Source organism: Pseudomonas sp. PDM21, from assembly GCF_014852505.2.
Classification (GTDB): domain Bacteria; phylum Pseudomonadota; class Gammaproteobacteria; order Pseudomonadales; family Pseudomonadaceae; genus Pseudomonas.
In genome coordinates this window covers 1,965,723-1,980,219 of sequence record NZ_CM181223.1, presented here as the reverse complement: position 1 = coordinate 1,980,219, position 14,497 = coordinate 1,965,723, and the positions used below count along the sequence as shown (strand labels likewise).

The window sequence follows — 14,497 nt, the reverse complement described above, 5'->3', positions numbered from 1 at the left end:
GCCCATTGTCATAGACCGTGCCGTCCCGAAAGACGGCTTAACAGACTAAGCCGGAGATCAGCACCGGCCAGACCGCTCCCCCATGGCTCCGCATACAGGAGAAAGAGATGAGTAAGCACCCAACTTCCTGCCGTGAATGCGGCGGCGAATCACTGTCGTGGTTCACCAACAACGTGACCTATTCGGGCGTGCAGAACGGAAGGCTGAAGACGAGCGAAGTCACCTGCCTGTTCGTGCTGGGATGCGATGAGTGCTCTGCAACCGTTTTCGTGATACCGGCGGACAAGGTTGCTGATTCGCTGAACGAAACGGCCAAGGCCACCGCCTAACGCGCCCTGGCGCATACACACACTGGAGGCGAGAACATGGCTGCAACCGCAGAGTACAAATGCGCGTGCTGCAAACAGCCGTTCATTGCCCGAACTGCTGACCGAAAGCGCGGATGGGCTAGGTTCTGTAGCAAGTCCTGCAAGGCTGTCAGGCAGGAACGAAAGACCGGTCAGCACGCGAGCTACTTGGCCAGACAAGATGGTCACGCAGGCGGCGAGTTTTCCGATGCGCACCTCTTCAGCAACGAAGAGCACGACTGCAACAAGCAATTCTGACTTCCCGGCAAGGACGCCACCCTTCAATGGGGATGAAATGCGGAGTAGCGCTCCGCCGATTCAGGAAATGAAGCCTCCCCTTCTGGCGTGAAGCCAAGGGAAAGACCTGACGGGTAAAAGCGAAAGCTGCCGTTAAGAGGCGCCGACACAGCAAATCGGCCATCCCCACCCTACCCCGCATTAGCCCGGCAAGTCCGGGAATTTTTTCGCCTGTATGCGCATGCCCAACGAATCGTCCCTGCCGAATGTCGTTATGGGCGTTGGGCAGCCGCATGCACGCGACCACGAGGTCATAGACATGAACGCAATCCAGCACCACAGGATCGAGGAACGCATCCTCGTTCAGAGCGATTGGCTGAGCTCCCAGGTCGGCCAGCTCCTCAAGGGCAACGACGCCGACAACGTCCTGTTCTTCACCAAGACCATGCCGAACTGGCAGCAGGGCTTCGCCGACTCAGTCATGGAACTGCTCGGCGAGATCGGCGGCCGGGAATGCCCGGTCGTGCAAATCCTCATCGCTCTGGAACAGAACGAACCCGAACTGGCCTCGGCCATCTACCACAGCCGAATCCGCGAGCACGTCGTCCAGCTCGCTGAGCAATGCATCCAGGAGAACGCAGCATGAAGTACTACGTCGAACTGACCTACCCGAAAGCGCTGCGCCTGCCGGTCTACGGCATCACCCTGGAAGCGGTGAGCAAGTCGCAGGCGATCACCGAGGCCACCATCGAAGCAGGCCGTGAGGGTTATCGCGGCTCGCCGAAGAAGGTAACCGCCCGGCAGCTTCAGGAGGCCGCAGCATGAGTGCCGCCACCGAAAGCCAGTACGAAGAGTTCGCCGGCAAGAGCATCCGCGCAGCGACCAGCCTTGCGCGCCGCAAAGGCTACTTCAACCCGGTATTCACCCAGATTTGCGGGGACCTCTGTGTCCTCCGTTTCAAGCGCCATCCACACCCGACCTCGGCGGGCCGCTAAGCGGATATCTGTAGGAGGTATCAGCCGGTTCGTGGCCTGGAGTTAACCCCGGCAGCGGCCATCCCTAGTGCCTCCTTCACACGGGGCCGAGGTCGCCGAGTGGCGCACGTTAAGCGCCTTTCCACTCCCCTACTCCCGGAGAACAGCATGTCCTGGATCATCTTGGTCGATGCACGCAGCAACAACGGGCACTACATGAACATCGAAGACTCGGACGGGAACATCGCCCAGTTCGAATCGGAAGAATCCGCCCGAGAGGTCATGAGTGACCACCCGCTGAGCGCCTTCCCCTGCTACGCGATAAGCGTTGACGACGACGAGATCGCATACCTGTAGCGCCTTCCCTTCTACCTGGAGAACGATATGAGCGTTCAGTCCAACACCTATGTCCTGGTCGGCGTGAAGCTGAACTATCAGGAATTCAAGGATCGCTATCTAGGCGAATACGAGGAAGGTTACGACCAGTACGTCGATTCCTTCAGCGACAGCGCCTATAAGGGCATCCAGCACCACGATGGCCTATGCGTCATCTTCGATGGCATGAGCGGCGCGTATGTATTCATCGGCCGCGTACTGGCGAAGTCCATAGACGAGCATGGAGAGGGCATCCAGATCACCGAATGCACCGTGACCGCTGGGCTGCGTGCAGAAGTCTCCGACCTTCTGGTCAAGCACTTCGAACTGTCAGAGCCAGACGTCCGCATCTGGGCCTTCACCCACTACCGATAACCCCTCCCTTCACTGGCTGCGCGATGCGCGGCGAGGTATCACCACATGAGCAATCTTGCGGTCATCGAGCAGGATGTCTACGGGGCTCGCAGCTCCTTCGCGTCCGTGCTGACCGACTCGGCACTCAACTTCGAGCGTGAAGCCGAGTTCGCCATCCAGACCTTCCAGAACAACGATTACGCCGCGAAGATCGCCGCCAGCAACCGCCAGTCGGTTGTGAACGCAGTGACCAACATCGCGGCCATCGGGATAAGCCTGAACCCAGCGAAGCGCCAGGCGTACCTTGTGCCGCGTGATGGGCGCATCTGCCTGGACATCAGTTACATGGGTCTGATGGACCTTGCCATGGCTACGGGGTCGATCCTGTGGGCTCAGGCCGAACTGGTCTACGCGCACGACTCCTTCGCCCTGAATGGCTTCGACAAGCCCCCTACCCACTCCTACAACCCTTTCGCCAAGGAGCGCGGGGATATCGTCGGTGTGTACGTGGTGGTGAAGACGGCAGACGGTGACTACCTGACCACCTGCATGAGCCGGGATGACATCGACGGGATCATGAACCGTTCCCAGTCGGTGAAGTCTGGCAAGTCTTCCCCTTGGAAGACCGACTACGGCGAGATGGCGAAAAAGACGGTCGTGAAGAGGGCCTACAAGTACTGGCCAAAGACAGACCGCTTGGACAAAGCCATTCATCACCTGAACACCGATTCCGGCGAAGGGCTGGCAAGCCTTGCGGCCAACGCTCAGGGCGGCGAGCTCGCAGAGAAGTGGATCGCCCAGGTGGTGAACGCCGAATCGCTGGACGCGCTGCAAAGCGTATGGCTCGCCGGCAAGGCAGAGATGCAGTCAGCCCGCGATGTGCAGTCGTTCGCAAAGTTCAAAGAGGCCGTGAAGCAGCGCCAAAGCGCGCTTGCCGCTCAGCCTGAGCCGATCGATGCGGAGGTGGAACATGCTCCAGCAGACTGATGATTGGTTCGCCCAACGACTCGGAAAAGTCACGGCGAGCAAGGTGAAGGACGTAATGGCAAAGGGGCGCGGAGGCGCCCCTTCTGCTGTCCGCACCAACTACATGATGCAGCTGCTGTGCGAGCGCCTTACCGGTACGCGAGAGGAAGGCTACACGAACGCAGCCATGCAACGCGGTAATGATCTGGAACCTATCGCGCGCTCGGCCTACGAGATGTACGAGGACTGCGAGGTGCTGGAGGTAGGCCTGATCCTGCACCCAAGCATTGAAGGATTCGGCGCGAGCCCTGATGGCGTGATCTTGTTGGACGGCGGTCGCCGCGGACTGGAAATCAAGTGCCCGAACACGGCGCAACACATTGCAGTCATCCAGGCCGGCAAGCACGACAGCCAGTATGAGTGGCAGATGCTCGCCCAGATGGCCTGCGCCGAATTGGAATCGGTCGACTTCGTGTCCTTCGACGACCGCCTGCCAGATGAACTGCAGTACGTCTGCTTTCGCTACCACAGGGACGACAAGCGCATTGCAGAGATGGAGGCCGAGGTGAAGGTGTTCCTGGAAGAGCTGGCAGCGCTTGAGGCTGACATGCGCGGGAGGATGGCAGCGTGATCACTCCCGAAACCCTAGCCTGCTTCGAGCGCGCCGGAGTAGTTGCGGCAGCACGAGCGTTTCACCGCAGCACGCGGACCATAGGCCGCCTCGCCAAGCAATTTGGCGTTGAGTTCAGGACCGATACCGAACGACAGCTTGAGCGGCGCCGGAAGGAACGCGCAGCGCTTGCCCCAGCAGTTCGGAAGCTCGCCCGCCAGCGCCTCAGCCAAGCACAGATTTGCGAGGCGCTAGGCATCACTCGATGGGTTCTGCGGCACATAGCCGAGGAACACCACATCGACATCAACAGCCGTTCCTACGGATGAATCCCTTGCATCACGTCCTATAGGCGCCTCCACGGCGCCTTCTTTTTGAGGTGTGCCATGGAAACAGACTTCCCCGAGATTGAAGAACCCTGCGAGGCAGACGCTTGGCAGGAGATCGTCCACTGCGATCACAAGCTGAGTCATGACGACATTGACCGGCTGATGGCTGAGTTTCTGGCCAGTGGCGGCGCAGTGCAGGAAATCGGATTCGGCCAGCGCACTGACCTGATCCCGGTGTTCAACGGCCAGTTCATCCACAAGAGTTCTCCGCTTGAGCGCATGCACGAAGTTGCACGTCGCCGCAGCGCTGAGTCCCGCATCGAGCTGGGTGACGCCGAGCTGATCAAGCGGATGGACGCAGAGATAGAAGCCTTCCCCACCCGCAAGCACATGATGCGTGCCCTGCACATCAGCAACGACCGAATCCTGCGGCTGATCTACACGCACTTCCGCGATGACCCGCGGTTCGCGCTGATGCTGACCCGCAAGGACATCAACGCGCAGCGGCTGTGGGAGGAGCGCCATGAACAGGCAGCAGCTTGAGTACCCCGAGAACACAGCCGAGTACCAGGACGGCGTAGAGGCCAAGCAACTTGGCCTTACCGAGCGCGCCTGCCCATGGGGACTCCACGAACTCGACCGCCGCTGCCGTTGGCTGGCCGGCTACCACGACACCGTCCTTGATCGGAGGGCAGCAGCATGAAAGGCCTCGACAAGTCCAAAACACAGCGTCAGATCGAATCGATCACCGGCCAGTCCTTCGACGACATATTCGAATCCGCGCGCCGGCAAGCCGAGGCAGACGCACTGCTCCGCCGCTGCAAACACATGACCGGCCAGCTCAGCACCATCGGCGGCCAGCAACTCAGCGAAGACATCTGCGAGTACTTCAAACAGTACGCCACGCAACGGGATCAGGAGAAAGCTGCATGACCATCAAGCACGAACTTCCCGCCGACCTCGACAACTACATCGCCGGGCTCCGCATCGAGAACATCAACCTGAAGTTGGCGGCGAAGCAGGCGGAAGCGCTTCTGCGTGAGATGCGCACCATCTTCAGCATCCCGCCGTATTGGCATGAGCGAATCGACGCTTTCCTCGCCTCGCAGCAGGGGGAGCAGACCGTAGAAGAACGCAACGAGGAAATCCTGCGGAAGTTCTCCGCATGGGTGAATGATGAGCACCCCGAGCAGGCAGAGGGCGCGCAGGGGGAGCGGGAGGTCACGCCAAACCAATCGTGCAGCATGTGCCGAGGTAGTGGTTACTTCTTCGAGTTCAGTACGGTCGAAACTTGCTGGTGCTGCCTGCCAAAGTCTGAACCCGAAGAAACGGTTGAGGCGCTGAAGGCCAGGATTGAAAGCCTCAAGGCCTGCATAACCCACATGAAGCAACAGCGTGACGCTGCGATTGCCCGCGCCGCCCTGGCGCAACCCTCCCCGGCGCCGGAGCTGGAGCGGCCGCGCCTGAAGGTCTGGTCTGCCGCAATGCCGGAGAGCAACGGCAAATCGAACTTCACCGCGATCCTCATGCGTGAAGGCGGCGACATCTGCGACGGGTTCACCATCGCCCGATCCGAATACCCCGACCGGGTTCGCTATGAGGCTGACTGTGTGCGCTGGCTGATCGGCGAACTCCCTGAGAAGCCTTTCATCCTCGACTACGACGCGAACAAGCACAGCGGCTACAAGGCCCCGGTCGCCCAGGCTGGGCAGGTGCCGGAGGAATGGCGCGACATGCTGGCGAACCTGCAATGGCACTACCGCGACCACGACGACTACTGGCACCGCCCGCAGGGCTACTACTGCCCGCAGTGTGGCGGCGAAAAAGACAAAGGCCATGAGCAGCACTGCGAACTTGCCGCGCTGCTCGCCGCCGCGCCGGCGCAGGGAGGGTCGACCGATGAGTAAGCCTGTGACTGGATGCGAGCGCTTCAAGACCTGGGTTCCGCAGACTATCGGCGGTTCGATGCTCGCCGAAGCTGTGCCGGCAGAACGATACGAAAACCTCGAAGCCGAGGCCCAGGCGCTCAGGGAGGAAGTCGCGGCCCTGCGCGCAAGGGTGGTGGTTCTCCCCAGCGTCGATAGCGTCATGAACATCGTCATGCGCTACCAGTGGAACGAGAAGACGAACGTCACCGGCACTACGAACTGGGCTGCAAACCTTGGCATGAAGGTTGTCGATGAGGTCAAGCGCCTCAACGGCAAGGTGGTGAGCGAGGGGGTGTTGCGCGAGACCATGCGTCATCTCGGCAACTGGCTGGAACTCCACGAGTGCGAGTGCGAAAGCGGGTTTCATTACTGCGGGCGCGAACAGGTGGCGAAGACCCATCGGGAACTGCGCGCCCTGCTCGGCGAGGGGAAGGAGGTGGGCGATGTGCCAAGCGCATGAGCTGAAGGCTGACTTCGGACGGTGTCAGGGAGTGCGGACATCGAAGTACTACAACGACAACCTCTACTCAGACTTCCAATGCACTCGCTCTGCTCGCTTCGAAGTGAATGGCGTTCGGTACTGCCTGCGCCACGCTGAGATTGAAGCGCTCCGCACCCTCCTCCACCCCTAACCCTTCCCCTTAACCGCACACCCATATGGGAGGCATTCGCATGTCTGGAATTCGAGAAGAGTTTGAAGCGTGGGTTAGGACTCAAGTGCCTGAGCCATCCCACGCGACAGCGCTTGCATATAGCGCCGGTAACGATCTGTACCTCAACCCGCACATTCAGGGCCGCTATGAAGGCTGGCAAGCCAGCCGCGCGGCTCTGAGGGTGGAGCTGCCGGCTGAGCGCGATGAGACGCTTGGTAATAGTGCCGTCAGCGAGTACCAGGCAACCAAGAACCAAGGCTTCAACGACTGCCTTGAGCGCGTGACCGAAGCCCTCCAGCAAGCCGGAATAGAGGTGAAGTGATGAGCGACTTTCTAGTTTGGTGCCCCGACTATGGCCATGAAGAAGATGACGCGATGCATGTTCGCGACTCCTACGACCATGCTGCTGCGGCACGCGAGTGGGCTGAGCGGTATGAACAGCGTAACGCGGACTACAACATCGCCAATGGCGAGTGCGTGACCGTGATGGTTCATCGCTTAGGCGAGGACACACAGGCTTTCGCTGTCTCCGGCTATGCGCAGCCAGTCTATACAGCAACCGCTATCAGGGAGCAGCCATGACCGACACCAACAAGCTGAAGGAGCTGGCGGAGCGGGCTGTCGATGACTTCGGAAGCTTCGATCCGAGCGAGGCTGAGCAGGAGTTTATGGAGCAGATAACGCCGCGGGATGTTCTCGGGCTGATTGCCGAGGTGGAGCGGCTGCGCGCCAGGCTGGAGATCGACGAGCGCACGTCTTACGACGGCATTGCCTGTCGTGACGAAACGATCAAAGGACTGGACGAGAAATGCGACAGACTCAAGGCGGAGAACGAGGCGCTTCGCAAGGACGCTGAGCGGTATCGGTGGCTTATTGCATCTGCATGGTACGTAGGGCCTGAGCCGCGTGGAGATACCGAAGCAGTCAGTTGGCATGACCACAACGACACCATGCACGGGGTGACGGCTGCAATCGACGCAGCCCTGGAAGGAGGCGGGAGATGAGCGAGTGGATCAAGTGCAGCGACAGGCACCCCGAGCACTCGGAGGAAGTCATGGTCTGGCGAAAGTGGCCGGGCTGGGACTGCTTCGCGCCAGAGTTCGACCGCTGGGAATCTGACGAAGGCTCGGATGAAGGCGGTTTCTGGATCCTTGCCGAGGATTCCTGCCAACACATCGAAACCTGTGCCGACGGTCCAGGTCACGTAAAGCGGCCTGAAACTACGCACTGGATGCCACTCCCTGTCCCACCGCAGAACCCTTCCTGACACCCCATCCTTGCCCGACGCGGGCGACCTCTCAGGTCAGGTCCTGGCCTTCACCATAGATCATTCATCGCCGGCAATCGCTGGCAGGCGAGGTATTACCCATGGATGCAGCAGAGAAGATTGAAGCGCTGGCTAAGCCAGGCTTCCTTTACAGGCACTTTGATGCAGATGGAGTGCTTCTCTATGTCGGTATATCCCTGAACGCTGTCAGTCGGCTTGCTCAGCACAAAGACCATGCGCATTGGTTCCAGCTTATCGCCAAGGTGGAGATTGAGCAGCACCCGAGCCGAGAGGCTGCAATTCAGGCAGAGAAGGTTGCGATCACCGAAGAGAACCCACGCCATAACCTGGTTCGACCAGCTCCGCCGAAGCAGTCGCGAGGCGCCCAGGCCAGTTCCGAGAACCTGGTATCCCGTCTTGTCAGCTTCAACCCCACCTATTCGCTGAAGCAAATTGCCGAGTGCCTTGGTATTCGGACTAGCAAGGTGAACGACCTGATGGATAAGGGTCTGCTGTCCTTCTACGAGATCGAAGGCCCTAGAGCTGGCGGCCATGAGCCGAAGCTTCACCGGAAATGTACCGGCTGGCAGCTGATCGACTATCTCGAATCCCTGCAAGGCAAATGACCTTCTGAGGTAACGCTATGTCCGCCCTTCTCGCGCCGACGGAACCCCGCCTGCAGCAGCCTCCTCTCGCCCCGAGATTCATCCGTGCGAAGGACGCCCCGGCCTATTTCGGCATGTGCCGTGACGAATTCAAACGAACCATCCGCCCTCTCCTGACGGAAATACGCATTGGGAAACAGGGGGTTGCGTTCGACAGAGTGCAAATGGACGCGGTCGCCGACTCACTGGTCGAGCGCGCATCAATTGAAAAACCGGGCGCCGGGGGCAAGAATCTGTCCCGCAGCGAGCGCCAGGGCAACGGAGCATTGCCATGGCAAAAACAATCACAGGGCTCCAGAAGCAGCCGAACGGCATCTGGAAAATCGACAAGGTCTACAGAGGAGAACGAATTCAAGAGAGCACTGGCACTTGTGACCGGGAGGAAGCAGAGCAATACCTGATCCATCTCCTGGAGAAGAAGCGTCAGCAAAAGGTCTACGGGGTTCGCGAGTCGAAGACCTGGCGCCAGGCGGCCACGAGATTTCTGGTCGAGTTCAAGGACCAGCCATCGATCCGGCTGTCCGCGATCTACCTGGAACAGCTCGACCCATATCTCGGCCACCTGCAGGTGGAGTGCGTCGACGACGAGGCCTTGGCCCCGTACATCTACGATCGGCAGAACCCGAAGGAAGGAAAGGCGGCCAGCAACCGGACGATCAACATCGCCATCGAGCGCGTGATCCGCATTCTGAACCTCTGCGCCCGGAAGTGGCGAGATGATCAGAAGCGGCCCTGGCTCGATACGGTGCCGATGATCACCAAGCTGAACGAGAAGAAGGCCAGCAGGAAGCCCTACCCGATGTCGTGGGAGGAGCAGCGGATTCTGTTCGCTGAACTGCCGGACCATCTCCACCGGATGGCGTTGTTCAAGGTGAACACCGGGTGCCGAGAGCAAGAGGTCTGCAAACTGCGCTGGGAGTGGGAGATCAAGGTTACGGAACTGGGTACCAGCGTGTTCCTGATCCCTGACGGGTTTGGCGGGCGCCACGAGAAGTCGGGCGTGAAGAACGGCGAGGAGCGCTTGGTCATCCTCAACGAGGTGGCCCGGAGGGTGATCGAGGGACAGCGTGGGTTGCACACCAGTCTGGTCTTCCCCTACGGGAAGCCGGATGAGTATGGCCCTACCGCTATCCACAGGATGAACGACAGCGCCTGGAAGAAGGCCAGGGTGCGGGCGGCGGACAAGTGGGAGAAGGACCACCGTACGCAGGCGCACCCTGGTTACAGGTCTCTCCGGATCCACGACCTGAAGCACACGTTTGGCAGACGGCTTCGGGCAGCGGGCATTACCGAAGAGGATCGGAAAGCGCTATTGGGCCACAAGAACGGAAGCATCACCAGCCACTACTCCGCGGCGGAGTTGGATCAGCTGATTGATGCGGCCAACAAGGTATCAGCTACCGACAGCCGCGCACCGGCGCTGACGATACTGAAGAGGAGGATTGGCTAGTCAAAAAGGGGCATGTCACTTGAAAAGTCACTGACCCAGAAACGAGAAAGCCACCAGAAGGCGGCTAAATCGTTGAATTTTTTGGTCGGGACGGAGTGATTCGAACACTCGACCCCTTGCACCCCATGCAAGTGCGCTACCAGGCTGCGCTACGCCCCGACATTGCATCCGAGTTCCCTCAGAAGCGGATCGCACTATACCCCAAGCATTTGCTTTGGAGAAGTGCTTTTTTCATTTTTTTCAGCTACTTGCGCAACACATGCAGCACATCTTCCAGTTCGGCGATCATCTGCCGGATCAGTTGCTTGTACTGGGTAGCGTCCTCGCGGGCTTCGTCGCCGGTGAGGCGCTGACGGGCTCCACCGATGGTGAAGCCCTGGTCATAGAGCAGCGCACGGATCTGGCGAATCATGAGCACGTCCTGGCGCTGGTAGTAGCGCCGGTTGCCCCTTCGCTTGACCGGGTTGAGTTGCGGGAACTCCTGTTCCCAATACCGCAGCACGTGCGGCTTCACCGCGCAAAGGTCGCTCACTTCACCGATGGTGAAATAGCGCTTACCCGGGATAGGGGGCAACTCGTCGTTATGACTTGGTTCCAGCATAAGCTTCAACCCTGGCCTTCAGTTTCTGCCCTGGACGAAAGGTGACGACGCGCCGGGCTGTGATCGGGATTTCCTCTCCCGTCTTCGGGTTGCGTCCGGGACGCTGGCGCTTGTCGCGCAGATCGAAGTTGCCGAAACCCGACAACTTCACCTGTTCGTTGTGCTCCAGCGCCTGGCGGATCTCTTCGAAGAAGAGCTCCACCAGTTCCTTGGCTTCCCGCTTATTCAGGCCCAGCTCTTCGTACAGACGTTCAGCAATTTCAGCTTTCGTCAGAGCCCCCATACGCTACTTCCTTAACGTGGCGTTGAACCTTTGTTCCAGCGAGGCGACGATATTCTGCGTAGTCGCGTTCACCTCGTCATCATTAAGAGTGCGTGATGGATGCTGCCAGGTCAAGCCAACGGCCAAGCTTTTTCTAAGCGGATCAATGCCTTTACCGTGGTAGACGTCAAAGAGCCTGAGGTCCGTCAGCCATTCGCCCGCCGTTTCACGGATATTTGCCAGGACGAATTCGGCCGGGGTATCCAGATCGACGATCAGCGCGAGGTCACGGCGCACTTCGGGGAAGCGCGACAGTTCGCTGAATTTCGGCAGGCGACCCTTGGCGACTTCGGCCAGTACCAGCTCGAAGACGTAGACCGGGCGATCCAGGTCCAGCGCCTTGGCCAGCTCCGGGTGCAGGGCGCCCAGGTAGCCGACCAGCACGCCGTCGCGCTCGATCTTGGCGGTCTGGCCCGGATGCAGCGCCGGGTGCTCTGCCGGAGAGAAGGTGAAGGCTTCGAGGGCGCCGGCATTACCCAGCAGCGCTTCGACGTCGGCTTTGACATCGAAGAAGTCGACGCTCTCGCGGCCGTTGGCCCAGCCTTCCGGCTGACGAGCACCGCAGACGACACCGGCGAGCATGTTTTCCTGCACCAGCCCTTCCAGCTGACCAACGAAGCGCAGGCCGCTTTCGAACAGGCGCACGCGGGTCTGCTGGCGGTTGAGGTTGTGCTGCAGGGACTTCACCAGACCCGGCCAGAGCGAGGCGCGCATGGCGGCCATGTCGGCGGAGATCGGGTTGGCCAGCATCAGCGGCTCGACGCCAGGATGGAACAGCTGGAACAGCTTGGGATCGATGAAGCTGTAGGTGATGGCTTCCTGGTAGTCGCGGGCGACCAGCAGGCGGCGCAGCGCCGGCAGCTCGGCCTGGGACTCGGACTTGGTGTTCGGCGCCAGGCGAGCCTGCGGGTAACGAACCGGCAGGCGGTTGTAGCCGTACAGGCGACCAAGTTCTTCGATCAGGTCGACTTCGATGGAGACGTCGAAGCGATGGCTCGGCACACCCACGGTCCAGGCATCGGCACCGGCTTTCTGGACGTCGAATTCCAGCGCAGTGAGCAGGCGCTCGATCTCGGCGTTTTCCAGGGTCATGCCCAGCATCTGAGTGACGCGCTCGGCACGCAGGGTGACCGGCGCAACCTTCGGCAGGCCGGCTTCGCTGGCTTGCTCGATGATCGGGCCGGCTTCGCCGCCGACGATCTGCAGCAGCAGCTCGGTGGCGCGCTCCATGGCGCGGCGGGCCAGTTGCGAGTCCACGCCGCGCTCGAAGCGGTGCGAGGCATCGGTGTGCAGGCCATAGGAGCGGGCCTTGCCGGCGACGGCGATGTTGTCGAAGAAGGCGCTTTCGAGGAACAGGTCGCGGGTCTTGGCGCTGACGCCGCTGTGCTCGCCACCCATTACGCCAGCAATGGCCAGGGCGCGTTCATGGTCGGCGATCACCAGGGTGTCGGCACGCAGGGTGACTTCGTGGCCGTCGAGCAGGACGAGCTTCTCGCCCTCCTCCGCCATGCGCACGCGAATGCCGCCCTTGATCTCGTCGAGGTCGAAGGCGTGCATCGGCTGGCCCAGCTCGATCATCACGTAGTTGGTGATGTCGACGGCGGCATCGATGCTACGGATGTCGGAACGGCGCAGGCGTTCGACCATCCACAGGGGGGACGGCTTGCTCAGGTCGACGTTGCGGATGACGCGGCCGAGGTAGCGCGGGCAAGCCTTGGGCGCCAGCAGTTCGATGCTGCGTACTTCGTCGATATGCGGAGCAACGGCGTTGACCACCACCGGCTTGACCTCGGCGCTGTACAGCGCGCCGACTTCGCGGGCGAGACCGGTCAGCGACAGGCAGTCACCGCGGTTCGGGGTCAGGCCGATCTCGATGGAGGCGTCGTCCAGTTCGAGGTAGTCGCGGACGTTGGCGCCCACCGGCGCGTCTGCGGCGAGCTCCATCAGGCCGGCGTTCTCTTCGCTGATTTCCAGCTCTTTGGCCGAGCAGAGCATGCCGTTGGATTCAACGCCGCGCAGCTTGGCTTTCTTGATCTTGAAGTCGCCCGGCAGTTCGGCGCCGATCATGGCGAAGGGGATCTTCAGTCCCGGGCGCACGTTGGGCGCGCCGCAGACGACCTGGAAGGTCTCCGAACCGTTGCTGACCTGGCAGACGCGCAACTTGTCGGCGTCCGGATGCTGTTCGGTCGACAGCACTTCGCCTACGACCACACCGCTGAACTGGCCGGCGACGGGGATCACGGCGTCGACCTCGAGGCCGGCCATGGACAGACGAGCGACCAGCTCGTCACGGGATACCTGCGGATTTACCCAGCTCCGCAGCCACTGTTCACTGAATTTCATCCTGCTCTCCTAAATGCGTTGACGGTCGTGCGGGCTAGCGGAACTGGCCGAGGAACCGCAGATCGTTGTCGAAGAACAGGCGCAAGTCGTTCACGCCATAGCGCAGCATGGCCAGGCGCTCGATCCCCATGCCGAAGGCGAAGCCCTGGTATTTCTCGGGGTCGATGCCGGACATGCGCAGCACGTCGGGGTGGACCATGCCGCAACCCATGACTTCCAACCAGCCGGTCTGCTTGCAGACGCGGCAACCCTTGCCGCTGCAGAGCACGCACTGGATGTCGACTTCCGCCGAAGGCTCGGTGAAGGGGAAGAAGGACGGACGGAAGCGGACTGAGAATTCCTTCTCGAAGAAGGCGCGGAGGAATTCCTCGATGGTGCCCTTGAGGTCGGCGAAGCTGACGTCTTCATCGACCAGCAGACCTTCGACCTGGTGGAACATGGGCGAGTGGGTCAGGTCGGAGTCGCAGCGGTAGACGCGGCCCGGGCAGACAATGCGAATCGGCGGCTTCTGGTTTTCCATGGTGCGGACCTGTACCGGCGAGGTATGGGTGCGCAGCAGCATGTTCGCATTGAAGTAGAAGGTGTCGTGCATGGCACGAGCCGGGTGGTGGCCCGGAATGTTGAGCGCTTCGAAGTTGTGGTAATCGTCTTCGACTTCCGGACCCTCGGCCACTTCATAGCCGATGCGGGTGAAGCACTGCTCGATGCGCTCTTTGGTGCGGGTGACCGGGTGCAGGCCGCCGGAGGACTGGCCACGGCCCGGGAGAGTCACGTCGATGCGCTCGGCTGCCAGCTTGGCGGCGAGGGCGGCGCCCTCCAGCTCGGCCTTGCGGGCGTTCAGCACATCCTGAACCTTTTCCTTGGCGACGTTGATCAGCGCACCGACCTTGGGGCGCTCTTCGGCCGGCAGGTCGCCCAGGGTCTTCATGACCTGGGTCAGCTCGCCTTTCTTGCCGAGGTAGTGAACCCGGATCTGCTCCAGGGCGTTGACGTCTTCGGTGTTCCGCACGGCGTCCAGGGCCTGCGAGACCAGCGCGTCCAGGTTTTCCATGTACCAACTCCAGATACAAAATAGG

Annotated in this window: 24 protein-coding genes and 1 tRNA gene; 19 read left to right on the top strand and 6 right to left on the bottom strand. The window is 60.9% G+C overall.

What is annotated here, in order from left to right; translation table 11 throughout:
- The first annotated feature begins 107 nt into the window (after positions 1–107).
- The 8 genes from IB275_RS09430 to IB275_RS09395 all read left to right on the top strand — a co-directional run bounded on the left by IB275_RS09430 (position 108) and on the right by IB275_RS09395 (position 3,884).
- On the top strand, positions 108–329 hold the full coding sequence (locus IB275_RS09430; protein ID WP_192318949.1) for a hypothetical protein: 222 nt from the start codon (positions 108–110) through the stop codon (positions 327–329).
- A gap of 574 nt (positions 330–903) precedes the next feature.
- The gene (locus IB275_RS09425; protein WP_192318952.1) at positions 904–1,230 is read left to right on the top strand and encodes a hypothetical protein; all 327 of its coding nucleotides are present in this window, start codon (positions 904–906) and stop codon (positions 1,228–1,230) included.
- Complete coding sequence (locus tag IB275_RS09420; RefSeq protein ID WP_054908781.1) at positions 1,227–1,409, top strand: hypothetical protein; 183 nt, start codon at positions 1,227–1,229, stop codon at positions 1,407–1,409. The genes IB275_RS09425 and IB275_RS09420 overlap by 4 nt, the downstream gene beginning before the upstream one ends.
- Positions 1,406–1,579, top strand: coding sequence for a hypothetical protein (locus tag IB275_RS09415; protein ID WP_192318955.1), 174 nt, complete (start codon positions 1,406–1,408; stop codon positions 1,577–1,579). The genes IB275_RS09420 and IB275_RS09415 overlap by 4 nt, the downstream gene beginning before the upstream one ends.
- A 147-nt stretch (positions 1,580–1,726) precedes the next feature.
- Entirely contained in the window at positions 1,727–1,915 is a 189-nt protein-coding gene (locus IB275_RS09410; protein WP_192318958.1) for a hypothetical protein, read from the top strand.
- Positions 1,916–1,942: 27 nt separating this feature from the next.
- Entirely contained in the window at positions 1,943–2,308 is a 366-nt protein-coding gene (locus IB275_RS09405) for a hypothetical protein (protein WP_192318961.1), read from the top strand.
- Positions 2,309–2,353: 45 nt separating this feature from the next.
- Entirely contained in the window at positions 2,354–3,274 is a 921-nt protein-coding gene (locus IB275_RS09400) for a recombinase RecT (RefSeq protein WP_192318964.1), read from the top strand.
- Positions 3,258–3,884, top strand: coding sequence for a lambda exonuclease family protein (locus IB275_RS09395; protein ID WP_192318967.1), 627 nt, complete (start codon positions 3,258–3,260; stop codon positions 3,882–3,884). The genes IB275_RS09400 and IB275_RS09395 overlap by 17 nt, the downstream gene beginning before the upstream one ends.
- Positions 3,885–3,898: 14 nt before the next feature.
- Here the strand turns inward: IB275_RS09395 and IB275_RS09390 are convergent, their stop codons facing one another.
- Complete coding sequence (locus IB275_RS09390; RefSeq protein WP_192318970.1) at positions 3,899–4,096, bottom strand: hypothetical protein; 198 nt, start codon at positions 4,094–4,096, stop codon at positions 3,899–3,901.
- Between the two features lie 153 nt (positions 4,097–4,249).
- Here IB275_RS09390 and IB275_RS09385 point away from each other — a divergent pair, with 153 nt between their 5' ends.
- The 11 genes from IB275_RS09385 (at position 4,250) to IB275_RS09335 (ending at position 10,155) form a co-directional block, all read left to right on the top strand.
- Positions 4,250–4,735: a hypothetical protein gene (locus IB275_RS09385; RefSeq protein ID WP_192318973.1), complete on the top strand. Its 486-nt coding sequence runs from the start codon at positions 4,250–4,252 to the stop codon at positions 4,733–4,735.
- Positions 4,716–4,895 (top strand): hypothetical protein, encoded by a 180-nt coding sequence (locus tag IB275_RS09380; RefSeq protein ID WP_494514426.1) that lies wholly within the window; start codon positions 4,716–4,718, stop codon positions 4,893–4,895. The genes IB275_RS09385 and IB275_RS09380 overlap by 20 nt, the downstream gene beginning before the upstream one ends.
- Positions 4,892–5,125 (top strand): hypothetical protein, encoded by a 234-nt coding sequence (locus tag IB275_RS09375; protein ID WP_192289040.1) that lies wholly within the window; start codon positions 4,892–4,894, stop codon positions 5,123–5,125. The genes IB275_RS09380 and IB275_RS09375 overlap by 4 nt, the downstream gene beginning before the upstream one ends.
- Positions 5,122–6,099 (top strand): hypothetical protein, encoded by a 978-nt coding sequence (locus tag IB275_RS09370; protein ID WP_192289042.1) that lies wholly within the window; start codon positions 5,122–5,124, stop codon positions 6,097–6,099. The genes IB275_RS09375 and IB275_RS09370 overlap by 4 nt, the downstream gene beginning before the upstream one ends.
- A complete protein-coding gene (locus IB275_RS09365; RefSeq protein ID WP_192289044.1) occupies positions 6,092–6,580 on the top strand; it encodes a hypothetical protein in 489 nt (162 codons plus the stop codon). Before IB275_RS09370 ends, IB275_RS09365 begins: the two co-directional genes overlap by 8 nt.
- 212 nt (positions 6,581–6,792) lie before the next feature.
- Entirely contained in the window at positions 6,793–7,095 is a 303-nt protein-coding gene (locus IB275_RS09360) for a phiTE_015 family protein (RefSeq protein ID WP_192289046.1), read from the top strand.
- A complete protein-coding gene (locus IB275_RS09355) occupies positions 7,095–7,355 on the top strand; it encodes a hypothetical protein (protein ID WP_192289048.1) in 261 nt (86 codons plus the stop codon). The genes IB275_RS09360 and IB275_RS09355 overlap by 1 nt, the downstream gene beginning before the upstream one ends.
- Complete coding sequence (locus tag IB275_RS09350; protein ID WP_192289050.1) at positions 7,352–7,777, top strand: hypothetical protein; 426 nt, start codon at positions 7,352–7,354, stop codon at positions 7,775–7,777. The genes IB275_RS09355 and IB275_RS09350 overlap by 4 nt, the downstream gene beginning before the upstream one ends.
- The gene (locus IB275_RS09345) at positions 7,774–8,040 is read left to right on the top strand and encodes a DUF551 domain-containing protein (RefSeq protein ID WP_192289052.1); all 267 of its coding nucleotides are present in this window, start codon (positions 7,774–7,776) and stop codon (positions 8,038–8,040) included. Before IB275_RS09350 ends, IB275_RS09345 begins: the two co-directional genes overlap by 4 nt.
- 101 nt (positions 8,041–8,141) lie before the next feature.
- Positions 8,142–8,666 carry a GIY-YIG nuclease family protein gene (locus IB275_RS09340; protein WP_192289054.1) on the top strand — a complete coding sequence of 175 codons (525 nt, stop codon included), beginning with the start codon at positions 8,142–8,144 and terminating at the stop codon, positions 8,664–8,666.
- Between the two features lie 310 nt (positions 8,667–8,976).
- Entirely contained in the window at positions 8,977–10,155 is a 1,179-nt protein-coding gene (locus tag IB275_RS09335) for a tyrosine-type recombinase/integrase (protein WP_192289056.1), read from the top strand.
- A gap of 82 nt (positions 10,156–10,237) precedes the next feature.
- Here IB275_RS09335 and IB275_RS09330 read toward each other — a convergent pair.
- The 5 genes from IB275_RS09330 to pheS form a co-directional block, all read right to left on the bottom strand.
- Positions 10,238–10,314, bottom strand: a tRNA-Pro gene (locus IB275_RS09330).
- An 85-nt stretch (positions 10,315–10,399) separates the two neighbouring features.
- Entirely contained in the window at positions 10,400–10,756 is a 357-nt protein-coding gene (locus tag IB275_RS09325) for a MerR family transcriptional regulator (protein WP_015476661.1), read from the bottom strand.
- Positions 10,737–11,039, bottom strand: coding sequence for an integration host factor subunit alpha (gene ihfA, locus IB275_RS09320; RefSeq protein ID WP_003090661.1), 303 nt, complete (start codon positions 11,037–11,039; stop codon positions 10,737–10,739). Before ihfA ends, IB275_RS09325 begins: the two co-directional genes overlap by 20 nt.
- A gap of 3 nt (positions 11,040–11,042) precedes the next feature.
- A complete protein-coding gene (gene pheT / locus IB275_RS09315) occupies positions 11,043–13,421 on the bottom strand; it encodes a phenylalanine--tRNA ligase subunit beta (protein ID WP_192289058.1) in 2,379 nt (792 codons plus the stop codon).
- A gap of 34 nt (positions 13,422–13,455) precedes the next feature.
- Complete coding sequence (gene pheS / locus IB275_RS09310) at positions 13,456–14,472, bottom strand: phenylalanine--tRNA ligase subunit alpha (protein ID WP_024763164.1); 1,017 nt, start codon at positions 14,470–14,472, stop codon at positions 13,456–13,458.
- Positions 14,473–14,497 lie beyond the last annotated feature (25 nt).

Bases quoted from the DNA above. Each gene is read 5' to 3' on its own strand.
- IB275_RS09430 (WP_192318949.1), top strand. From the start codon at position 108: ATGAGTAAGCACCCAACTTCCTGCCGTGAATGCGGCGGCGAATCACTG.
- IB275_RS09425 (WP_192318952.1), top strand. From the start codon at position 904: ATGAACGCAATCCAGCACCACAGGATCGAGGAACGCATCCTCGTTCAG.
- IB275_RS09420 (WP_054908781.1), top strand. From the start codon at position 1,227: ATGAAGTACTACGTCGAACTGACCTACCCGAAAGCGCTGCGCCTGCCG.
- IB275_RS09415 (WP_192318955.1), top strand. From the start codon at position 1,406: ATGAGTGCCGCCACCGAAAGCCAGTACGAAGAGTTCGCCGGCAAGAGC.
- IB275_RS09410 (WP_192318958.1), top strand. From the start codon at position 1,727: ATGTCCTGGATCATCTTGGTCGATGCACGCAGCAACAACGGGCACTAC.
- IB275_RS09405 (WP_192318961.1), top strand. From the start codon at position 1,943: ATGAGCGTTCAGTCCAACACCTATGTCCTGGTCGGCGTGAAGCTGAAC.
- IB275_RS09400 (WP_192318964.1), top strand. From the start codon at position 2,354: ATGAGCAATCTTGCGGTCATCGAGCAGGATGTCTACGGGGCTCGCAGC.
- IB275_RS09395 (WP_192318967.1), top strand. From the start codon at position 3,258: ATGCTCCAGCAGACTGATGATTGGTTCGCCCAACGACTCGGAAAAGTC.
- IB275_RS09385 (WP_192318973.1), top strand. From the start codon at position 4,250: ATGGAAACAGACTTCCCCGAGATTGAAGAACCCTGCGAGGCAGACGCT.
- IB275_RS09380 (WP_494514426.1), top strand. From the start codon at position 4,716: ATGAACAGGCAGCAGCTTGAGTACCCCGAGAACACAGCCGAGTACCAG.
- IB275_RS09375 (WP_192289040.1), top strand. From the start codon at position 4,892: ATGAAAGGCCTCGACAAGTCCAAAACACAGCGTCAGATCGAATCGATC.
- IB275_RS09370 (WP_192289042.1), top strand. From the start codon at position 5,122: ATGACCATCAAGCACGAACTTCCCGCCGACCTCGACAACTACATCGCC.
- IB275_RS09365 (WP_192289044.1), top strand. From the start codon at position 6,092: ATGAGTAAGCCTGTGACTGGATGCGAGCGCTTCAAGACCTGGGTTCCG.
- IB275_RS09360 (WP_192289046.1), top strand. From the start codon at position 6,793: ATGTCTGGAATTCGAGAAGAGTTTGAAGCGTGGGTTAGGACTCAAGTG.
- IB275_RS09355 (WP_192289048.1), top strand. From the start codon at position 7,095: ATGAGCGACTTTCTAGTTTGGTGCCCCGACTATGGCCATGAAGAAGAT.
- IB275_RS09350 (WP_192289050.1), top strand. From the start codon at position 7,352: ATGACCGACACCAACAAGCTGAAGGAGCTGGCGGAGCGGGCTGTCGAT.
- IB275_RS09345 (WP_192289052.1), top strand. From the start codon at position 7,774: ATGAGCGAGTGGATCAAGTGCAGCGACAGGCACCCCGAGCACTCGGAG.
- IB275_RS09340 (WP_192289054.1), top strand. From the start codon at position 8,142: ATGGATGCAGCAGAGAAGATTGAAGCGCTGGCTAAGCCAGGCTTCCTT.
- IB275_RS09335 (WP_192289056.1), top strand. From the start codon at position 8,977: ATGGCAAAAACAATCACAGGGCTCCAGAAGCAGCCGAACGGCATCTGG.
- IB275_RS09325 (WP_015476661.1), bottom strand. From the start codon at position 10,756: ATGCTGGAACCAAGTCATAACGACGAGTTGCCCCCTATCCCGGGTAAG.
- ihfA (WP_003090661.1), bottom strand. From the start codon at position 11,039: ATGGGGGCTCTGACGAAAGCTGAAATTGCTGAACGTCTGTACGAAGAG.
- pheT (WP_192289058.1), bottom strand. From the start codon at position 13,421: ATGAAATTCAGTGAACAGTGGCTGCGGAGCTGGGTAAATCCGCAGGTA.
- pheS (WP_024763164.1), bottom strand. From the start codon at position 14,472: ATGGAAAACCTGGACGCGCTGGTCTCGCAGGCCCTGGACGCCGTGCGG.